A 15,717-nucleotide genomic window follows, 5' to 3' on the forward strand; every position below is an offset into this window, starting at 1 on the left:
CGTCTGCGTGTGCCGTGCGGGGCCTCAGATCACGTTGAGCGCCGCCGCGCCGCCCACTCCCCCGAGCACCATGAACGCCGGCATCAGCACCTTCAGCTCCACCCAGCTGCCCGCGCGGAACCGCATGGCCTTCGGCGGACCGATCGGGTACCACCGCTTGCGGCCCACCGGAATCGGCCACAGTACCGGGCAGCCCGAGACGGTCAGCGCGTCCCCGATGTCGTGCACCAGCGCGCCGAGGACGATCGGCAGGCCCAGCCAGAGGTACTCCTGGCCCGGCTCCGTGAACAGCCAGTCCGCCCCGTTGCCCGGCTGGTCCAGGACACCGGCGATGATCCAGGCGCTCGTCGCGGCCAGCAGCCACACCAGGACGTCGGCGCTGGCTCCGCGGGTCGCCCGCCACAGCAGGCCCTCGATGGCCAGCACCATGTGGACGAAGAGGATCGCCAGCACCGCCCAGCGCCCGCCCGTTATCGCCAGCACCGAGGCGCCCGCGCCGATCAGGACCGCCCACAGCCAGGTGTGGGTGAGCGTGCGGTGTCCCCCGGAGCGACGGGGGTCGGCCGGCTTCTTCGTGGCCTTGTAGACGGCGTAGGAGAGCTTGTCGACGATCTCGCAGAGCCAGCGCGACAACGGACCGAAGGACCGCGAGATGGTGGCGGCCTTGTGGTCGAGGTCGGGGGCGAGCGCGGCACCGGCGCAGATCAGGGCGCCGCACAGCAGGACAGGCCAGGGCATTCCGTGCCCTGCCGCGGTGGCGGCGGCTCCGACGCCGAGCCAGGCCGCGGCGCCCGAGAGAGAGTGTGCTGGTCCCATCATTGCCGCTGCCCGCCCCATCCTTCGTGCGCCGCTGTCCAGTTGACTTGGTGCGCTGACGTCGTGTCGGCGACACAGCGTAGCGTTCGCGATCTTCATGCGGGCATCCGATTCCCGCATCGGTCCGAAGGCCAGGCAAGATGGGGGCGTGACCCTCATCGATCAGCTGCCGCAGACCGCCGACCCCGACGCCCTCTACGAAGCCTTCGAGTCGTGGGCACAGGAGCGCGGTCTCACGCTCTACCCCCATCAGGAGGAGGCGCTGATCGAGGCGGTCTCCGGCGCGAACGTGATCGTGTCGACGCCGACCGGCTCCGGCAAGAGCATGATCGCCGCGGGCGCCCACTTCGCCGCGCTGGCCCGGGACGAGGTCACGTTCTACACGGCTCCGATCAAGGCGCTGGTCTCGGAGAAGTTCTTCGAGCTGTGCAAGCTCTTCGGCACGGAGAACGTCGGCATGCTCACCGGCGACGCCTCCGTGAACGCCGATGCCCCGGTCATCTGCTGCACCGCCGAGGTGCTCGCCTCGATCGCGCTGCGCGACGGCCGGCACGCGGACATCGGCCAGGTCGTGATGGACGAGTTCCATTTCTACGCGGAGCCGGACCGCGGCTGGGCCTGGCAGATCCCCCTGCTCGAACTGCCGCAGGCGCAGTTCGTCCTCATGTCGGCCACCCTCGGCGACGTCTCGATGTTCGAGAAGGACCTCACCCGGCGCACCGGCCGTCCGACCTCCGTCGTCCGCTCGGCGACGCGTCCGGTCCCCCTCTCCTACGAGTACCGCCGCTCCCCGCTCACGGAGACGCTGACCGAGCTGCTGGACACCAAGCAGGCGCCCGTCTACATCGTGCACTTCACCCAGGCCCAGGCGGTGGAGCGGGCGCAGGCGCTGATGAGCATCAACATGTGCTCGCGTGAGGAGAAGGAGCAGATCGCCGCGCTGATCGGCAACTTCCGCTTCACCACCAAGTTCGGCAGCAACCTCTCCCGCTACGTTCGGCACGGCATCGGCGTGCACCACGCCGGCATGCTGCCCAAGTACCGCCGCCTGGTGGAGAAGCTCGCCCAGGCCGGACTGCTCAAGGTCATCTGCGGTACGGACACGCTGGGCGTGGGCGTCAACGTACCCATCCGCACGGTGCTGTTCACCGCCCTCACCAAGTACGACGGCAGCCGGGTGCGCACGCTGCGCGCACGTGAGTTCCACCAGATCGCCGGGCGCGCCGGGCGTGCGGGCTTCGACACGGCGGGCTTCGTGGTCGCTCAGGCGCCCGAGCACGTGATCGAGAACGAGAAGGCGCTCGCCAAGGCGGGCGACGACCCGAAGAAGCGCCGGAAGGTCGTCCGCAAGAAGGCGCCGGAGGGCTTCGTCGCCTGGAGCGACGACACCTTCGAGAGGCTGATCGCCTCCGAGCCGGAGCCGCTGACGTCCCGCTTCCGGGTCACGCACACCATGCTGCTGTCCGTGATCGCCAGGCCCGGCAACGCCTTCGCGGCGATGCGCCACCTCCTGGAGGACAACCACGAGCCGCGCAAGCAGCAGCTGCGGCACATCCGGCGGGCGATCGCCATCTACCGCTCGTTGCTGGACGGCGGCATCGTCGAGAAGTTGGACCACCCGGACGCCGAGGGCCGCATCGTCCGCCTCACCGTGGACCTTCAGCAGGACTTCGCGCTGAACCAGCCGCTGTCCACCTTCGCCCTCGCCGCCTTCGAGCTGCTGGACCCCGACTCGCCGTCGTACGCGCTGGACATGGTGTCCGTGGTGGAGTCCACGCTGGACGACCCGCGCCAGATCCTCGCCGCCCAGCAGAACAAGGCGCGCGGCGAGGCCGTGGCCGCGATGAAGGCGGACGGCGTCGAGTACGAGGAGCGCATGGAGCGGCTCCAGGACGTCTCCTACCCGAAGCCGCTGGAGGAGCTCCTCTTCCACGCGTACAACACGTACCGCAAGAGCCACCCGTGGGTCGGCGACCATCCGCTGTCCCCGAAGTCCGTCATCCGGGACATGTACGAACGTGCCATGTCCTTCACGGAGTTGGTCTCGTTCTACGAGCTGGCCCGCACCGAGGGCATCGTGCTGCGCTACCTGGCCAGCGCGTACAAGGCCCTGGAGCACAACATCCCGGACGACCTCAAGTCCGAGGATCTCCAGGACCTGATCGAGTGGCTCGGCGAGATGGTGCGTCAGGTCGACTCCAGCCTCCTGGACGAGTGGGAGCAGCTGGCCAACCCGGCGGAGATGACCGCCGAGGAGGCTCAGGAGAAGGCCGACCAGGTCAAGCCGGTCACCTCCAACGCGCGCGCCTTCCGGGTCCTGGTCCGCAACGCCCTGTTCCGACGCGTCGAGTTGGCCGCCCTCGACCAGGTGGCGGAGCTGGGCGAACTGGACGCCGACGCCGGGTGGGACGCCGACGCCTGGGGCGAGGCGATGGACAAGTACTGGGACGAGTACGACGACCTCGGCACCGGCCCCGACGCCCGCGGCCCCAAGCTGCTGCTGATCGAGGAGGAGCCGGAGCACGGGCTGTGGCGCGTGCGGCAGATCTTCGACGACCCCAACGACGATCACGACTGGGGCATCAGCGCCGAGATCGATCTTGCGGCCTCCGACGCCGAAGGCCGTGCCGTGGTCCGCGTCACCGACGTCGGCCAGCTGTGAGCACAGGAGACAGACAGTCATGACAAACCCGGCCGAGAAGCTCGTCGACCTGCTCGACCTGGAGCAGATCGAGGTCAACATCTTCCGGGGGCGCAGCCCCGAGGAGTCGCTGCAACGGGTCTTCGGCGGCCAGGTGGCCGGACAGGCGCTGGTCGCTGCCGGGCGCACCACCGAGGGCGACCGGCCGGTGCACTCGTTGCACGCGTACTTCCTGCGCCCCGGGCGACCGGGCGTGCCGATCGTGTACCAGGTCGAACGGGTCCGTGACGGGCGGTCGTTCACGACCCGCCGGGTCACGGCCGTGCAGCAGGGCCGCACGATCTTCAACCTCACCGCCTCCTTTCACCAGCCTGAGGAAGGGAGCTTCGAGCACCAGCTGCCGCCCGCCCGCGAGGTGCCGGACCCGGAGTCCCTGCCGACCGTCACCGAGGAGATCCGGAAGCATCTGGGCGCGCTGCCCGAGCAGTTGGAGCGGATGGCGCGCCGCCAGCCGTTCGACATCAGGTACGTCGACCGGCTGCGCTGGACGCCCGAGGACGTCAAGGGCGCGGAACCGCGCAGCGCCGTGTGGATGCGCGCCGTCGGGCCGCTCGGTGACGACCCGCTGGTGCACACCTGCGCCCTGACGTACGCCAGCGACATGACCCTGCTGGACGCGGTGCGCATCCCCGTCGAGCCCCTGTGGGGGCCGCGCGGCTTCGACATGGCGTCGCTGGACCACGCGATGTGGTTCCATCGGCCGTTCCGCGCGGACGAGTGGTTCCTGTACGACCAGGAGTCGCCGATCGCGACCGGCGGGCGAGGGCTCGCCCGCGGGCGGATCTACGACCTGGAAGGCCGTCTGCTGGTGTCGGTCGTCCAGGAAGGGCTGTTCAGGGCGCTGTAGCCGCGCTGCACCAGAGGCGTCCGGTCGTCGGGGCGGCCTTCACGGGTTTCTGCGAAGGAGCCGGCTCAGCAGTCCTCGCCCACGTTCCCGATCGGGCGCGTCGGGTTGTGCTGGGGCAGGACGTGTGCGGGGTCGGGACACGGGCGGGCGCTGTCCGTGCGCGGTTCCCGGCCGTCGCACCGCACGGCCCGTGTGCGCGGATGCGGCCGCGCGCGCTCCATGCCGCGCGTCACCGTGATCCCCGCGGCGCTCCGCTCGGCACGTGTCGCCCTGCTCGGCCCCGCGTTTCTCGGTGCGCGCGTCACCGTGGTCGGCCCCGCGCTCGGCCCGAGGGGTCGGTCGTGGCGCCGGCCGGTGGGCGCGGGCCTCGTCCAGGACGTGGGCGAGGTCGGCCCGCAGCCAGTCGATCTCGTCCGGTTCGTCGGCCGTCATGAGGCTCTCGACGAGCTGCGCCGACGGTGAGCCGGGGGCGCCGTGGGTCGGCGGCCCCGGACGGAACCGGTTCACCTGTGCGCGTTCGTAGGGGTCCTTGACGATCTCCGCGACCTGCACGGGACCCAGCAGCGCGGCCAGCGCACCGGCCCGCTCCCAGGGATCCTGGGCCCGGCGCAGCAGGAACCCCAGGTGGCGACCCCGCCAGTTACGGGGGCGCAGATCGACGCCGTCCCGCAGCCGGGCCCGGAGCCCCTCGGGCAGCGCACGGCCCTTCACCAACGCCGCGTTCTGCTCGTCGGCCGCGAATTGGCAGACCTCGTCGGCCAGATAGAGCCACACGAGCGTGCGATAGCGGTTCAGGTAGAACGCGACCGGCGCGACCAGCCCCAGCCGGGCCAGGCGCGAGAACCGGTCACCCGTCACGCCCATGAGGTGGGCGGCCTCGTTCGTGCTCACGGTCCGCACCCGGGCGAGCAGCCCCTCCGGGAAGCCGTCCTCCGCGCGCAACCGCTCGATCTCGGTGCGTGCGACGCGGCACCCTCCGCCACCCTCGTCGGGCAGCGTGCGGATCCGCCCGAGATTCACCGCGAGATCGAATTCGCGTCGCTTCAGTCCCAGTTCGCGTGCGGCACGGCTCGGTGAGTATCCGAGGACTTCCGGACTCGCGATGGTGTTGCCCGACATGGCCTGTCTCCCCCGTGGCGTCGTGGTCGATGACTCCGCTCACGCTCCGTGCGCTCGCGGTCACACCACCGTAGCCGCTCCGGCCGATCGCCTGGCGAGCCTGTGGATAACTCCGCGGGGACGGCTGAAGCCGCAGGTCAGAGCTCTGTGGACGGGAACCGCTCAGGTTGGCGTGCGTCCACACCGAGGTGCTCACCGACCCGGTTGACGAGCAGTGTCATCTCGTAGGCGATCTGACCGATGTCGGCCTCGGCCGCGCTCAGTACGCACAGGCAGCTCCCGCTGCCGGCGGCCGTGACGAACAGCACCGCGTCGTCGAACTCGACCATCGTCTGGCGCACCTGGCCCGCCCCGAAGTGCCGCCCCGATCCCTTGGCCAGGCTGTGGAGTCCCGACGCGACGGCGGCGAGGTGTTCGGCGTCCTCGCGCCGCAGACCCGTGCTCGCCCCTGTCACCAGTCCGTCGTTGGACAGGACGAGCGCGTGCCGCACATGCTCCACGCGCTCGGTCAAGTCGTCCAGCAACCAGCCCAGTCCCTTGTGCACCATGATGTCGATCTCCCCGTGTGACGACTCCCCCTGGCCGGAGGATCTCTCCGCCAGCCTTCACCACGTCCGGCTGACGGGCAAGCAGGATGGGGGCATGGCACAGAAGATGACCGACACGGAATGGCGGGCCTTCCTGTCGCAAGGCACCCGCACCGCGAAGCTGTCCACCGTACGGGCCGACGGCAGCCCGCATGTGGCACCGATCTGGTTCCTGCTGGACGGGGACGACCTGGTGTTCAACACCTCCAAGGAAAGCGTGAAGGGGCGCAATCTGGCCCGGGACGGGCGGGTCGCCCTCTGCGTGGACGACGACCGGCCGCCGTTCGACTTCGTCGTCGTGCAGGGGCGCGCTCGGCTCTCGGAGGACCTCGGCGAACTCCGGGAGTGGGCCACCCGCATCGCCGCCCGGTACATGGGCGAGGAGAACGCCGAGGCGTACGGGGAACGCAATGGCCAGCCGGGAGAGCTCCTGGTACGGGTCTCGATCGACAAGGTCCTGGCCCAGAAGGCCGTCGCGGGCTAAGCCCCTGACCGGTCAGCCCACGGAGTCGAGCAGCCGGGCGGTGTGCACCCGCCCGGCGTACTCGACGAGCCGGATCAGTACCTCCTTGCCGGAGTCACGGTCCCGCGCGTCACAGAGCACCACCGGAGTGCCCCGGTCGAGGTCCAGCGCGCGGCAGACGTCCTGCGCGCCGTAGGCCCGGGCTCCTGTGAAGCAGTTGACCGCCACCACGAAAGGGATGTGGCGGTGCTCGAAGTAGTCCACCGCGGGGAAGCAGTCCTCCAGGCGCCGCGTGTCGGCCAGGACGACCGCCCCCAGCGCTCCCTGCGAGAGTTCGTCCCAGAGGAACCAGAAGCGGTCCTGTCCCGGCGTGCCGAACAGGTACAGGGAGAGCCCGGAGCGGATGGTGATGCGGCCGAAGTCCATGGCGACCGTGGTCGTGACCTTGTGGTCCACGCCGTCGGTGTCGTCCACCAACTGGCCCGCCTCGCTCAGTAGTTCCTCGGTACGCAGGGGCCTGATCTCGCTGACCGCGCCGACCAGGGTGGTCTTGCCCACGCCGAATCCGCCGGCGACCAGTATCTTCAACGCCAGGGCGGCGGTCTCGCCCTCGGTGGCGTCGGACGTCTCGGAGACCATCGATCACTTCTCTCGGGAGTGCCGGCAAGGGTCGACGTCGGTACGCGCGTGCCACGCCGCGACACGGCGTCCGCACACGGTTTCGGTGCTCGTGCGCGAAGGCAGCATCATGGCAACGGCGGGTCGCCGCAGGGCGCTCGGACCGCTCTTTGCCTGATGTGACCGACTCGCATGCGTTCCGCGCCCACAAAGGTGCGCAACTCGGCGGTCTGTGCGCCGGTACACGCGCGGGTTGTCGTGTGCGTTCATCTACAGGGCCCGCAGTCCGTCGATGACCTCGCGCAGAATCCGCTCGTCGGGGAGCTGGGCGGGGGGTACGGGGCGGCTGACGGTCACGCGGCCCAGCTCCAGGAGGTCTCCCAGGAGTACCCGGACCACGCCGACGGGAAGGTCGGCGTCCGCCGCGAGTTCGGCGACGGACTGGGTCTCGTCGCGGCACAGGTCGACCAGAGTCCGGTGCTCGGGCCCGAGTGCGGGGTCGTCGTCGAGGTGAGGGGCGCCCGGGTCGAGGCTGACCAGGGCGATGAGGTCGAAGCGCACCCCGGAGGGCCCGGGCTGGGTGCGGCCGCCCGTCATGGCGTACGGCCGCACCAGCGGGCCCGCCTCGCCGTCGTACCACTGGCTGCCCTGCTCGTGCGGGGTGCCCATGATGTCCTCGGTCATCCGTGCGGACCGCCTTCTCCTTCTCGCCTCAACCGGCGGCGGGGGGCCGCGCGTTCATGCGCGGCGCCGTGTAGAGGTGCTCGCCGACGCGTTTCACCAGCCGCGCCATCTCGTAGGCGACGAGGCCTATGTCGGCGGTGACGGCGGTCAGGACCGCCAGACAGGAGCCTTCTCCGGCGGCGGCCACGAAGAGGAAGGCGTCGTCCATCTCCACCATGGTCTGGCGCACTCCGCCGGCACCGAAGTGCCGGCCGGCCCCCTTGGCCAGGCTGTGGAAGCCGGAGGCGACGGCGGCGAGGTGTTCGGCGTCCTCGCGGCCTAGTGCGGTCGAGGAGCCCACGGCGAGTCCGTCGTTGGAGAGCACCACGGCGTGCCGTACCTCGTGCACGCGCAACACCAAGTCGTCCAGCAGCCAGTCGAGTTCGCCGGAACTCTGCGCGGCTCTCATGCCCGGGTCCTGGATCATGCGGGGTCTCCTTCGCTGCTGTCACTGCCGCCTGCGGGATCGGGTGCGCTACCGCGGCCGGCTGGGCGGCCGCCACCGCGGGCCCATCCGTCGCGGTAGGCCGCCATGCGGTCACGTACGAGTTCGGGGGTGCGCCGGTCGTCGTCGTGGGGGGCGGACGGCTGCGGCGGGTCAGGGGGGCGACGCTCGCGCAGTTGGGGGGCGAGACTGGCCTGCCGTACCCGGCGGGGGAGGTTCTCGGATCCTTCGTCGGGGTCGGGGGGACGGTGCAGGCGCAAGGTGGTGACTCCGGGGGGCGGGGTTTCGGGGCCGGTCCGCGCCGTGGCCGGGACGGGGGCCACCAGGGCCGGCCGGTCACCGGTGGTGGGAACGGCCTCCTGGGGGCCGGGTCCGCCCGGCACGCGCGCGTACGCGTGCTCCGGGTCCGCCGACTTGGCGCCGGAACGTTCCGGCACACCACTGTGCAGCAGCGCGGTGGGCAGCAGGACGACCGCGGTGGTACCGCCGTAGGGGGAGGTGCGCAGGTGCACCTTGATCTCGTGGCGCGCGGCGAGCCTGCTGACGACGAAGAGGCCGAGCCGGTCGCTGTCGAAGAGGTCCAGCGCCTCGGACTGGGCGATACGGCGGTTGGCCTCGGCGAGGGTCTCCTTGCCCATGCCGAGGCCGCGGTCCTCCACCTCGACGGCGTAGCCGTTGCCGACGGGCTCTCCGGTGACCCGCACGCGCGTGTGCGGGGGTGAGAACTGGGCGGCGTTCTCGACGAGCTCGGCCAGCAGATGGGTGAGGTCGGCCACGGCGGCGCCGACGACGAGGGCTTCGGGCAGCTGACGCACCTCCACGCGCGCGTAGTCCTCGATCTCGGAGACGGCCGCGCGGACCACGTTCGTCAGGGAGACCGGCATGCGCCAGGCCCGGCCGGGCGCCGCACCGGAGAGGATGATCAGGCTCTCGGCGTGCCGTCGCATCCGGGTGGTGAGGTGGTCGAGCCGGAACAGGTCGCTCAGTTCGTTCGGGTCGTCGGAGCGGCGTTCCATGCTGTCCAGCAGGGTCAGCTGGCGGTGCACGAGGACCTGGCTGCGGCGGGCAAGGTTGACGAAGACGCCGGAGATGCCGCTGGCGAGCTCGGCGCGTTCCACCGCGGCGCGCAGCGCGGCCCGGTGGACCGTCCCGAGAGCCTCGGCGACCTGGCCGACCTCGTCCTCGGCGGGCGTCCCCGGCGGCGCCTCGGCCCGGATGTCGATCTCCTCCCCGGCGCGCAGTCTGCGCATGGCCTCGGGGAGTTTGCGGCGGGCGATCTCCAGCGCGCCGTTGCGCAGGCTGATCAGTTCGACGACCAGGCCGCGCCCGATGCGTACGGAGATGACGAGGGACGCGGCGACGGCGGCCAGGCCGAAGAGTACGGCGGCCCCCGCGGGCGTGAGCAGGCCACGGGCGAACGGGTCGGCCCGGTCGGCCACACCCCGCGCCGCGTCCTGCTCGATGCCGCGCATACCGCCCTGCACGCGCGCGTGTGCCGGGGTCCAGTCGGCCTCGGGCGCCGCCTTGATCGCCCCGGGCCCCGGCCTGCTGGTCAGGACCTTGTCCTCGACGGCGACCATGGCGGCGTAGTCCACGCCGCCGGCGAGGTCGCGCCAGGCGGCGCGCTCGTCGCCGCGCAGGTCGGCGACGGCGCCGTCGGTGAGGGTGCGGCGGGTGTCGACCGCTCCGGTGAACAGCCGCAGCCGCTCACCGTCCAGGCCGCCGGCGAGCCTGGCGCTGGACAGCAGCACGTCCTCCCGGGCGAGGGCCTCGCCCGCGCGGGAGAACTCCAGCAGCACGCGCGCGTCGGAGCCGAGCTCGGCGTCCTGGATGCCGGTGAGGGCGCCGCCCACGCCGAAGGCCGTGGCGATGGTGTTCGTGTACTGCTCGTAGGCCTCGTGCCATCCGGCGCGTCGGTCCAGTACGTCGGCCCGCAGCGTCCGCAGCCCCTCGGTGCCCGTGACGAAGGTGTCGAGCCGCATGGCGACTCCCTGGGGCAGTTCCTGTCCCTCGGCGACGGTGTTGTGGTCGCCGAGCCGCAACCGCGCCACCGCCAGGTCCGTGCGCTCGGCGTGGCGCCGCAGCTCGCCGCCGGCGCCGGCCGAGGGGTCGGTGGCGTGCCGTACGGCGGCGGCGCGTTCGGCCTGGAGCGCGGCCACGGTGGCCGCGACGGGGGCGCGGACGTCGGAGTCCACGCGCTGCAACTGCCGTAGCCGCGCGACGTCCTGGAAGGTGCTCACGGTGGCGTACGCCCACAGGGCCAGCAGTGACACGGCGGGCACCATCAGCAGGCAGACGATCTTGGCGCGCACGGTGCGCGGACGGATGTGCCAGCGCTCCCGCGCGCGCGGGGGACCACCCGTCGCCGCCACGTCCGCGGTGTCCTGGGGGGATTCGTCGGCCGGCGGTCCGGCGTGGGCGCGGCGGCCGCGCGCGGGGGTGGTGGGCGGCGTCTCGGCGCCTGTGCCGGATTTCCTGCGGGTGGTACGCATGGCCTCCTCGTTCGGGGAGTGTTCGGGTGCGGACCGTGGAGGTGCGCCTTCAGTGGGCGGCGCTCCCGACGGGCCGTTGGGCCGACGCGGATGCCTCGCGCTCGCCGGCCGTCGGAGACAGCGCCACGAAGGCGGAGGTCAGGAAGAGGTAGGACCCGAGGCCGACGGCGAGGGGGAAGACGAACTGCATCGCCGTGGCCCCGGGCAGGACCTCGCCGGAGGGCGTGACCTGCACGCGCACCGCGAACATCCCGGTGTAATGCATGCTGCTCACGGCCACCCCCATGACGAGGGAGGCGACGGTGACCGCGACGGGCGACTTGATGTTGAGCGCCGCCCACAGGGCCGCGGTCGCCGCGACCACGGCGATCACGACCGAGAGGGCGACCCGCATCGGGTCGTACGTCACGTCACCGTGCAGGCGAACCGCCGCCATGCCCAGGTAGTGCATGCTCGCGACGCCCAGCCCGGTGGTCAGACCGCCGATGAGCAGCGCGCGGGCCCGGTCGCGGCCGTAGCCGACGGCGAAGACGCCGGCACTGACGACGATCATGGCCACGAGCAGGCTGAGAACGGTGAGCGGCACGTCGTAGCGGATCTCGGTCCCGCTGACGCTGAAGCCGAGCATGGCCACGAAGTGCATGGTCCAGATGCCGGTTCCGATGGCCGAGGCGGCCGTGATCAGCCAGTTGCGGCGCGAGCGTCCGGTGGCGCCGAGCGCGCGGACCGTGCAGCGCAGGCCGAGAGCGGCGCCTGTGCAGGCCATGACGTACGACAGTACGGGTGTCAGCCAGCCGAGGGCGGCGTGGTCCAGGTGTCCCATGGCCACGGGACGCTAGTGGGAGCACGGGAGCACAAAGGGGGCGCATTTCGAAAGGTGTTGGAATATGACGCAGATATGCACCTGAACGATCGCCTCCCGTTCGAACATGTGCGCAGGGGCGTCCCTCCGACACAGTGAGGGATCATGCCGAACATGAGCGACGACCGTACGCACGTCCAGGAGTTCTTCACGGCCCGCGCGGCCGACTGGGACCGCCGGTTCCCCGACGACGGCCCCGCCTACGCGGCCGCGGTCGGCGAGCTCGGTCTGCCGGAGGGGGGCCGCGTCCTCGACGCGGGCTGCGGCACCGGGCGCGCCCTGCCGCCGCTGCGAGCGGCCGTGGGCGCCTCGGGAGTGGTCCTCGGCGTCGATCTGACCCCGGCCATGCTGCAGGCCGCCGCGCGGGCCGGACGCGACAGTGACGGGCGGCTGCTGCTCGCCGACGTGGCCGCGCTGCCGCTGCGCTCGGAGGCGCTCGACGCAGTGTTCGCGGCCGGTCTGATCGCCCACCTGCCCCACCCCGCCCGCAATCTCGGGGAGTTGGCGCGTGTCGTGCGCCCCGGCGGCAGGCTCGCCCTCTTCCACCCGATCGGCCGGGCCGCGCTCGCCGCCCGGCAGGGTCGTCGGATCACCCCGGAAGACCTGCGCGCGGAGCCCAATCTGCGTCCGCTGCTCGCCGGTTCGGGCTGGACCTTGACGTCCTACGTCGATGAGGACGACCGCTTCCTCGCGCTGGCGGTCCGGGCGGCCTGACCGTATCGGCGCTTCACCGCGCCTTCCCCCTTCTGCCGCCGCAGCTCCAACTCTACGTTGAGTGGCAGCGGGTGAGCGATCGGCGAGGGACGCCCTGAAGGGGACGGTGGTCACCGTGTTCGACAGACTTCGCAAGGCGTGGGCCGGGTTCCGTGAGACGGCGCGCGCGGAACGGGGGGCCGGGCAGGACCGGCGGGCGCACAACCTGTTCGAGGCCGCCGCAGCGTACGTCTCGGCGTGCGCGGAGGACGACCAGGACCGCATCGACGAGGCGGCGGGGTGGGTCTCTCCGGAAGCGTTGTCCTTCGGGGTGAACGAACTGGCGTGCCGGGCCGTCATCGCGCTGGCCCGGGAGCGCGACCAGTCGCCGCGGACGGTCGCACGCGAGTTGCTGGGGCTGCCGGCGGCGTGAGGGGAGGACGGCAGAAGGGGAGCTGTCGGCCCGGTCCGGCCGGACAACCGCAGGTCCCGGTGGTCCGCGCAGTCGTGACAAGCGGCTCGCGGTCGCACTAGGGTGCGCGCCGATGGACGAACCCCTGGGGAGGCTGGGATGGCCGGGACGGACGCGGACACCGTCGCCGCCGAGGACGACGCGCTCTATGTGCTCACGGCGGTGCTGCTGACGCCTGCGCGCTTCCCGAGCGTGCTGGGCGACGACTACCCGGAAGCCTGTGCGGCGCTGGGCATCGCTCCGCTCGCAGACGGGTACGGCCTCGTGTTCGGCCAGGACGGCGAGGGCGCGCGGTGGACGGTCGTCACGGACGACGTGTCGCTGGTGGCGGTGGCCATCGCCTCCTGGGACTGCGGCATGGAGTACGACCTCTCGCCCGACGAGCGGTCCGTGGTCGCCGCCCTGCCCGGCTGGCCGCTCGCGGTCGCCGTCGCCGCACCCGGGGTCCCCGCGCCGCACGATCCCGACCCCGAGGAAGCGGGCTGCGACCCCCTGTCGCCGCCGGACACCACGGGCTGGGGGGCGGCCCAGCGCAGGCTGGGGGCCGACGAGATCGCGGTGCAGTGGACGTCGTGGCGGGAGCAGGTCGACGACAAGGAGCTCGCCGTCCCGGTCGGCGACGAGGAGGCCGCCGGGGACGAGCCGGCCGGTCCGGGACGCAGCGTGATCCGGCGCGTCCTCGCGGAGGCGCACGCGTACGTGGACACCCCGCCCCCGCTCGGCCGTGTCCGGTCGTCCTTCGCCACGGGCGAGGCACGGACCCTGCGCGCGGACGGTCCGGGCTGGTCGCTGGTGGCGAGGACCGACGACATGGCGTTCCTGCTGGTCGACGAGAAGCCGGGCGAGGTGCTGCCGGTGGGCCGTGGTCCCAGGCTGCCCGCCCTGCTGGAGGCGCTGGACAAGATGGCGGTACGGCCGAGCTGACGCGGGCCGGGGTCATGGGGAGCCGGCGCCCTTCGGAGTCTCGGAGGCCGTCGGCCTCGCTCCCCTTCCTCAGTGGCAAGGGAGTTCAGCACCTGTGTCAGCCCCCCATGCCCCAACTCGGCAGCATGTGGTGCCACTCCATGGAAGACGCGCGGCACTCGCCCCACGATGGGGCAGCCCCGGCTCGGCCCGTGTGCCGCGCCCCGTCGTCCCGTCCCGGAGGCCCGCATGCGTCCATCCCCTGGCGTCCCCCTGCTGTCCGCCGCCCTGCTCGCGGCTGCCCTCACGGCGCCGGCCCCGGCCCTCGCCCAGGGCCTGGACGGCACTCACTGCGCGCGTCAGGACCGCGTGCGGGTGCCGGGCGCGGCGCTTCAGCGGACGGCCTGTCTGGACGACCTGACCACCACCGGCCTCGCCGGCACCCCGTACACCGACCTGGCCGACCAAGCGGGGCTGACGGCGCAGGCCACCCGCACGCCGTCCGGGGTGCCGGGTGTGCAGGTCGACGGCTACTTCCCGGACTCCTCCCGGTTCAACGCCACGCACGGCTGGCGCCATGACGCCCAGTTCGTGATCCGGCTGCCGGACCGCTGGAACGGCGGGCTCGTCGTCACCGGCGCCCCGGGCACGCGCAGGCAGTACGCGACGGACAAGGCGATCTCCGACCGCGTGCTGGCACAGGGCTACGCGTACGCCGCGACCGACAAGGGCAACAACGGCACCGACTTCTACCGCGACGGCGACCGGCCCGGCGACGCGGTCGCCGAGTGGAACACGCGCACCACCCAGCTGACGCGCGCGGCCCGCAAGGCCGTGGCCCAGCGCTACGGGCACGCCCCGCGCCGCACCTACATGACGGGCATCTCCAACGGCGGCTACCTGACACGCTGGCAGCTGGAGAACCATCCGGAGCTGTACGACGGCGGGGTGGACTGGGAAGGCGCCCTGTGGACGGCGGACGGCCCGAACCTGCTCACCTCCCTGCCCACCGCGGTGGGTCGGACCTACGGCTCGGCCTCGGACGAGGACATGTACGGGGTGGGTTTCGCGCGGGGCTCGGAGTTCCTGTGGCCCTACCACGAGAAGGCCTACTGGGGTGTCACGCAGAAGACCTACCGCGCGGAGTTCGACCCGGCCTACGACACCGCGTGCCCGGGGCCTTCGGCCGGGACCACGACCGAGGAGATCCTGGCGCCCTGCGCGTCCGACGCGGACTACGACTACGCCGCGCGTCCGTCCTCCGTCCACCGCGCCGTGGCCCGGGTGGCGCTCACCGGGCGCATCGGCAAACCGCTGATCACGCTGCACGGGGACATGGACTCCCTGCTGCCCCGGGCCGCCGACTCGGACGTGTACGCGCGCATGGTCGACAGGCGGGGGCGTGGGCCGTGGCACCGCTACTACACGGTGCAGGGCGGCACGCATGTCGACGGGCTCTACGACTCCCACCCCGACCGGTTGCGGCCGATCCTGCCCTGCTACCGATCGGCCTTCGACGCGCTGGTCGCATGGGTGGAGCGAGGAACCCGGCCGCCCGCGGACCGGACCGTCGGCCGGCCCGCGAGCGGTGATGTGGTCGACTCGTGTGCGCTGGACGGCGAGGCCGTCGCGGGTCGGTAGGGCCTCAGCGGCCCAGCTCCTTGCGCGTGACCCGGCGCAGCCTGCGGCGCTGCGACGGGTCCAGCGTGAGGTACGCGGCGGTCGGGACGCCCAGCACGATGAGCAGCGCGGCCCACCAAGGCAGCCAGATCCAAAGGATGAGCCCGACCGCCACACCTCCTGCGGCGATCTTCGCGTTCTTCGACATGTGTGTCGCCTCCTTCGCGGCCACTGCCGCTCTCTGCTCTGAAAACGGGCCCGCGTTTCCTGCGGTTCCGGCCGCACCCCTGAGACGCACCCTGAGACATCCCTGACGCCCGACCCCGAGTCACCCCTGACAACCAGCGAGTGAGTGG

At 72.0% G+C, this 15,717-nt stretch carries 16 protein-coding genes; 7 read left to right on the top strand and 9 right to left on the bottom strand.

Annotation, left to right across the window (positions count from 1 at the left end; translation table 11 throughout):
• Positions 1–24: 24 nt before the first annotated feature.
• Positions 25–819: a metal-dependent hydrolase gene (locus ACZ7LV_RS19755; RefSeq protein WP_471940838.1), complete on the bottom strand. Its 795-nt coding sequence runs from the start codon at positions 817–819 to the stop codon at positions 25–27.
• Positions 820–964: 145 nt separating this feature from the next.
• On the opposite strand from ACZ7LV_RS19755, the gene ACZ7LV_RS19760 reads away from it, so the two are divergent.
• Together ACZ7LV_RS19760 and ACZ7LV_RS19765 are read left to right on the top strand one after the other, a co-directional pair.
• A complete protein-coding gene (locus ACZ7LV_RS19760; protein ID WP_471940839.1) occupies positions 965–3,478 on the top strand; it encodes a DEAD/DEAH box helicase in 2,514 nt (837 codons plus the stop codon).
• 19 nt (positions 3,479–3,497) lie between these two features.
• On the top strand, positions 3,498–4,364 hold the full coding sequence (locus ACZ7LV_RS19765; protein ID WP_471940841.1) for an acyl-CoA thioesterase: 867 nt from the start codon (positions 3,498–3,500) through the stop codon (positions 4,362–4,364).
• A 39-nt stretch (positions 4,365–4,403) separates the two neighbouring features.
• Here ACZ7LV_RS19765 and ACZ7LV_RS19770 read toward each other — a convergent pair whose 3' ends face one another.
• Both ACZ7LV_RS19770 and ACZ7LV_RS19775 read right to left on the bottom strand, forming a co-directional pair.
• Positions 4,404–5,483: a DUF6397 family protein gene (locus ACZ7LV_RS19770; RefSeq protein WP_471940842.1), complete on the bottom strand. Its 1,080-nt coding sequence runs from the start codon at positions 5,481–5,483 to the stop codon at positions 4,404–4,406.
• 137 nt (positions 5,484–5,620) lie between these two features.
• Entirely contained in the window at positions 5,621–6,031 is a 411-nt protein-coding gene (locus tag ACZ7LV_RS19775) for a roadblock/LC7 domain-containing protein (protein ID WP_471940844.1), read from the bottom strand.
• Between the two features lie 94 nt (positions 6,032–6,125).
• Between ACZ7LV_RS19775 and ACZ7LV_RS19780 the strand changes: the two genes are divergently transcribed.
• Entirely contained in the window at positions 6,126–6,554 is a 429-nt protein-coding gene (locus ACZ7LV_RS19780) for a PPOX class F420-dependent oxidoreductase (protein ID WP_471940846.1), read from the top strand.
• A gap of 12 nt (positions 6,555–6,566) precedes the next feature.
• Here the strand turns inward: ACZ7LV_RS19780 and ACZ7LV_RS19785 are convergent, their stop codons facing one another.
• The 5 genes from ACZ7LV_RS19785 to ACZ7LV_RS19805 all read right to left on the bottom strand — a co-directional run bounded on the left by ACZ7LV_RS19785 (position 6,567) and on the right by ACZ7LV_RS19805 (position 11,634).
• Positions 6,567–7,172: a GTP-binding protein gene (locus tag ACZ7LV_RS19785; RefSeq protein ID WP_471940847.1), complete on the bottom strand. Its 606-nt coding sequence runs from the start codon at positions 7,170–7,172 to the stop codon at positions 6,567–6,569.
• A gap of 249 nt (positions 7,173–7,421) precedes the next feature.
• A complete protein-coding gene (locus ACZ7LV_RS19790) occupies positions 7,422–7,835 on the bottom strand; it encodes a DUF742 domain-containing protein (RefSeq protein ID WP_471940849.1) in 414 nt (137 codons plus the stop codon).
• Positions 7,836–7,863: 28 nt separating this feature from the next.
• The gene (locus ACZ7LV_RS19795; RefSeq protein ID WP_471940851.1) at positions 7,864–8,301 is read right to left on the bottom strand and encodes a roadblock/LC7 domain-containing protein; all 438 of its coding nucleotides are present in this window, start codon (positions 8,299–8,301) and stop codon (positions 7,864–7,866) included.
• Positions 8,298–10,811, bottom strand: coding sequence for a sensor histidine kinase (locus ACZ7LV_RS19800; protein WP_471940852.1), 2,514 nt, complete (start codon positions 10,809–10,811; stop codon positions 8,298–8,300). The genes ACZ7LV_RS19795 and ACZ7LV_RS19800 overlap by 4 nt, the downstream gene beginning before the upstream one ends.
• Before the next feature lie 49 nt (positions 10,812–10,860).
• Positions 10,861–11,634, bottom strand: a complete 774-nt coding sequence (locus ACZ7LV_RS19805; protein ID WP_471940854.1) for an MHYT domain-containing protein — start codon at positions 11,632–11,634, stop codon at positions 10,861–10,863.
• A 153-nt stretch (positions 11,635–11,787) separates the two neighbouring features.
• On the opposite strand from ACZ7LV_RS19805, the gene ACZ7LV_RS19810 reads away from it, so the two are divergent.
• The 4 genes from ACZ7LV_RS19810 (at position 11,788) to ACZ7LV_RS19825 (ending at position 15,382) form a co-directional block, all read left to right on the top strand.
• A complete protein-coding gene (locus ACZ7LV_RS19810; RefSeq protein ID WP_471940855.1) occupies positions 11,788–12,387 on the top strand; it encodes a class I SAM-dependent methyltransferase in 600 nt (199 codons plus the stop codon).
• 115 nt (positions 12,388–12,502) lie between these two features.
• Positions 12,503–12,799, top strand: a complete 297-nt coding sequence (locus ACZ7LV_RS19815) for a hypothetical protein (protein WP_471940856.1) — start codon at positions 12,503–12,505, stop codon at positions 12,797–12,799.
• Positions 12,800–12,937: 138 nt separating this feature from the next.
• Positions 12,938–13,762: a hypothetical protein gene (locus ACZ7LV_RS19820; RefSeq protein WP_471940857.1), complete on the top strand. Its 825-nt coding sequence runs from the start codon at positions 12,938–12,940 to the stop codon at positions 13,760–13,762.
• A 228-nt stretch (positions 13,763–13,990) separates the two neighbouring features.
• Positions 13,991–15,382: a tannase/feruloyl esterase family alpha/beta hydrolase gene (locus ACZ7LV_RS19825; protein ID WP_471940858.1), complete on the top strand. Its 1,392-nt coding sequence runs from the start codon at positions 13,991–13,993 to the stop codon at positions 15,380–15,382.
• Positions 15,383–15,386: 4 nt separating this feature from the next.
• Here the strand turns inward: ACZ7LV_RS19825 and ACZ7LV_RS19830 are convergent, their stop codons facing one another.
• Positions 15,387–15,569, bottom strand: a complete 183-nt coding sequence (locus ACZ7LV_RS19830; RefSeq protein WP_471940860.1) for a hypothetical protein — start codon at positions 15,567–15,569, stop codon at positions 15,387–15,389.
• Positions 15,570–15,717 lie beyond the last annotated feature (148 nt).

It is taken from the genome of Streptomyces sp. NPDC107562 (genome assembly GCF_055657325.1).

Excerpts from the sequence above, each read along its gene's own strand:
- ACZ7LV_RS19785 (WP_471940847.1), bottom strand. The coding sequence starts at position 7,172 with ATGGTCTCCGAGACGTCCGACGCCACCGAGGGCGAGACCGCCGCCCTG.
- ACZ7LV_RS19805 (WP_471940854.1), bottom strand. The coding sequence starts at position 11,634 with ATGGGACACCTGGACCACGCCGCCCTCGGCTGGCTGACACCCGTACTG.
- ACZ7LV_RS19795 (WP_471940851.1), bottom strand. The coding sequence starts at position 8,301 with ATGATCCAGGACCCGGGCATGAGAGCCGCGCAGAGTTCCGGCGAACTC.
- ACZ7LV_RS19800 (WP_471940852.1), bottom strand. The coding sequence starts at position 10,811 with ATGCGTACCACCCGCAGGAAATCCGGCACAGGCGCCGAGACGCCGCCC.
- ACZ7LV_RS19780 (WP_471940846.1), top strand. The coding sequence starts at position 6,126 with ATGGCACAGAAGATGACCGACACGGAATGGCGGGCCTTCCTGTCGCAA.
- ACZ7LV_RS19765 (WP_471940841.1), top strand. The coding sequence starts at position 3,498 with ATGACAAACCCGGCCGAGAAGCTCGTCGACCTGCTCGACCTGGAGCAG.
- ACZ7LV_RS19825 (WP_471940858.1), top strand. The coding sequence starts at position 13,991 with ATGCGTCCATCCCCTGGCGTCCCCCTGCTGTCCGCCGCCCTGCTCGCG.
- ACZ7LV_RS19830 (WP_471940860.1), bottom strand. The coding sequence starts at position 15,569 with ATGTCGAAGAACGCGAAGATCGCCGCAGGAGGTGTGGCGGTCGGGCTC.
- ACZ7LV_RS19790 (WP_471940849.1), bottom strand. The coding sequence starts at position 7,835 with ATGACCGAGGACATCATGGGCACCCCGCACGAGCAGGGCAGCCAGTGG.
- ACZ7LV_RS19770 (WP_471940842.1), bottom strand. The coding sequence starts at position 5,483 with ATGTCGGGCAACACCATCGCGAGTCCGGAAGTCCTCGGATACTCACCG.
- ACZ7LV_RS19775 (WP_471940844.1), bottom strand. The coding sequence starts at position 6,031 with ATGGTGCACAAGGGACTGGGCTGGTTGCTGGACGACTTGACCGAGCGC.
- ACZ7LV_RS19820 (WP_471940857.1), top strand. The coding sequence starts at position 12,938 with ATGGCCGGGACGGACGCGGACACCGTCGCCGCCGAGGACGACGCGCTC.
- ACZ7LV_RS19810 (WP_471940855.1), top strand. The coding sequence starts at position 11,788 with ATGAGCGACGACCGTACGCACGTCCAGGAGTTCTTCACGGCCCGCGCG.
- ACZ7LV_RS19755 (WP_471940838.1), bottom strand. The coding sequence starts at position 819 with ATGATGGGACCAGCACACTCTCTCTCGGGCGCCGCGGCCTGGCTCGGC.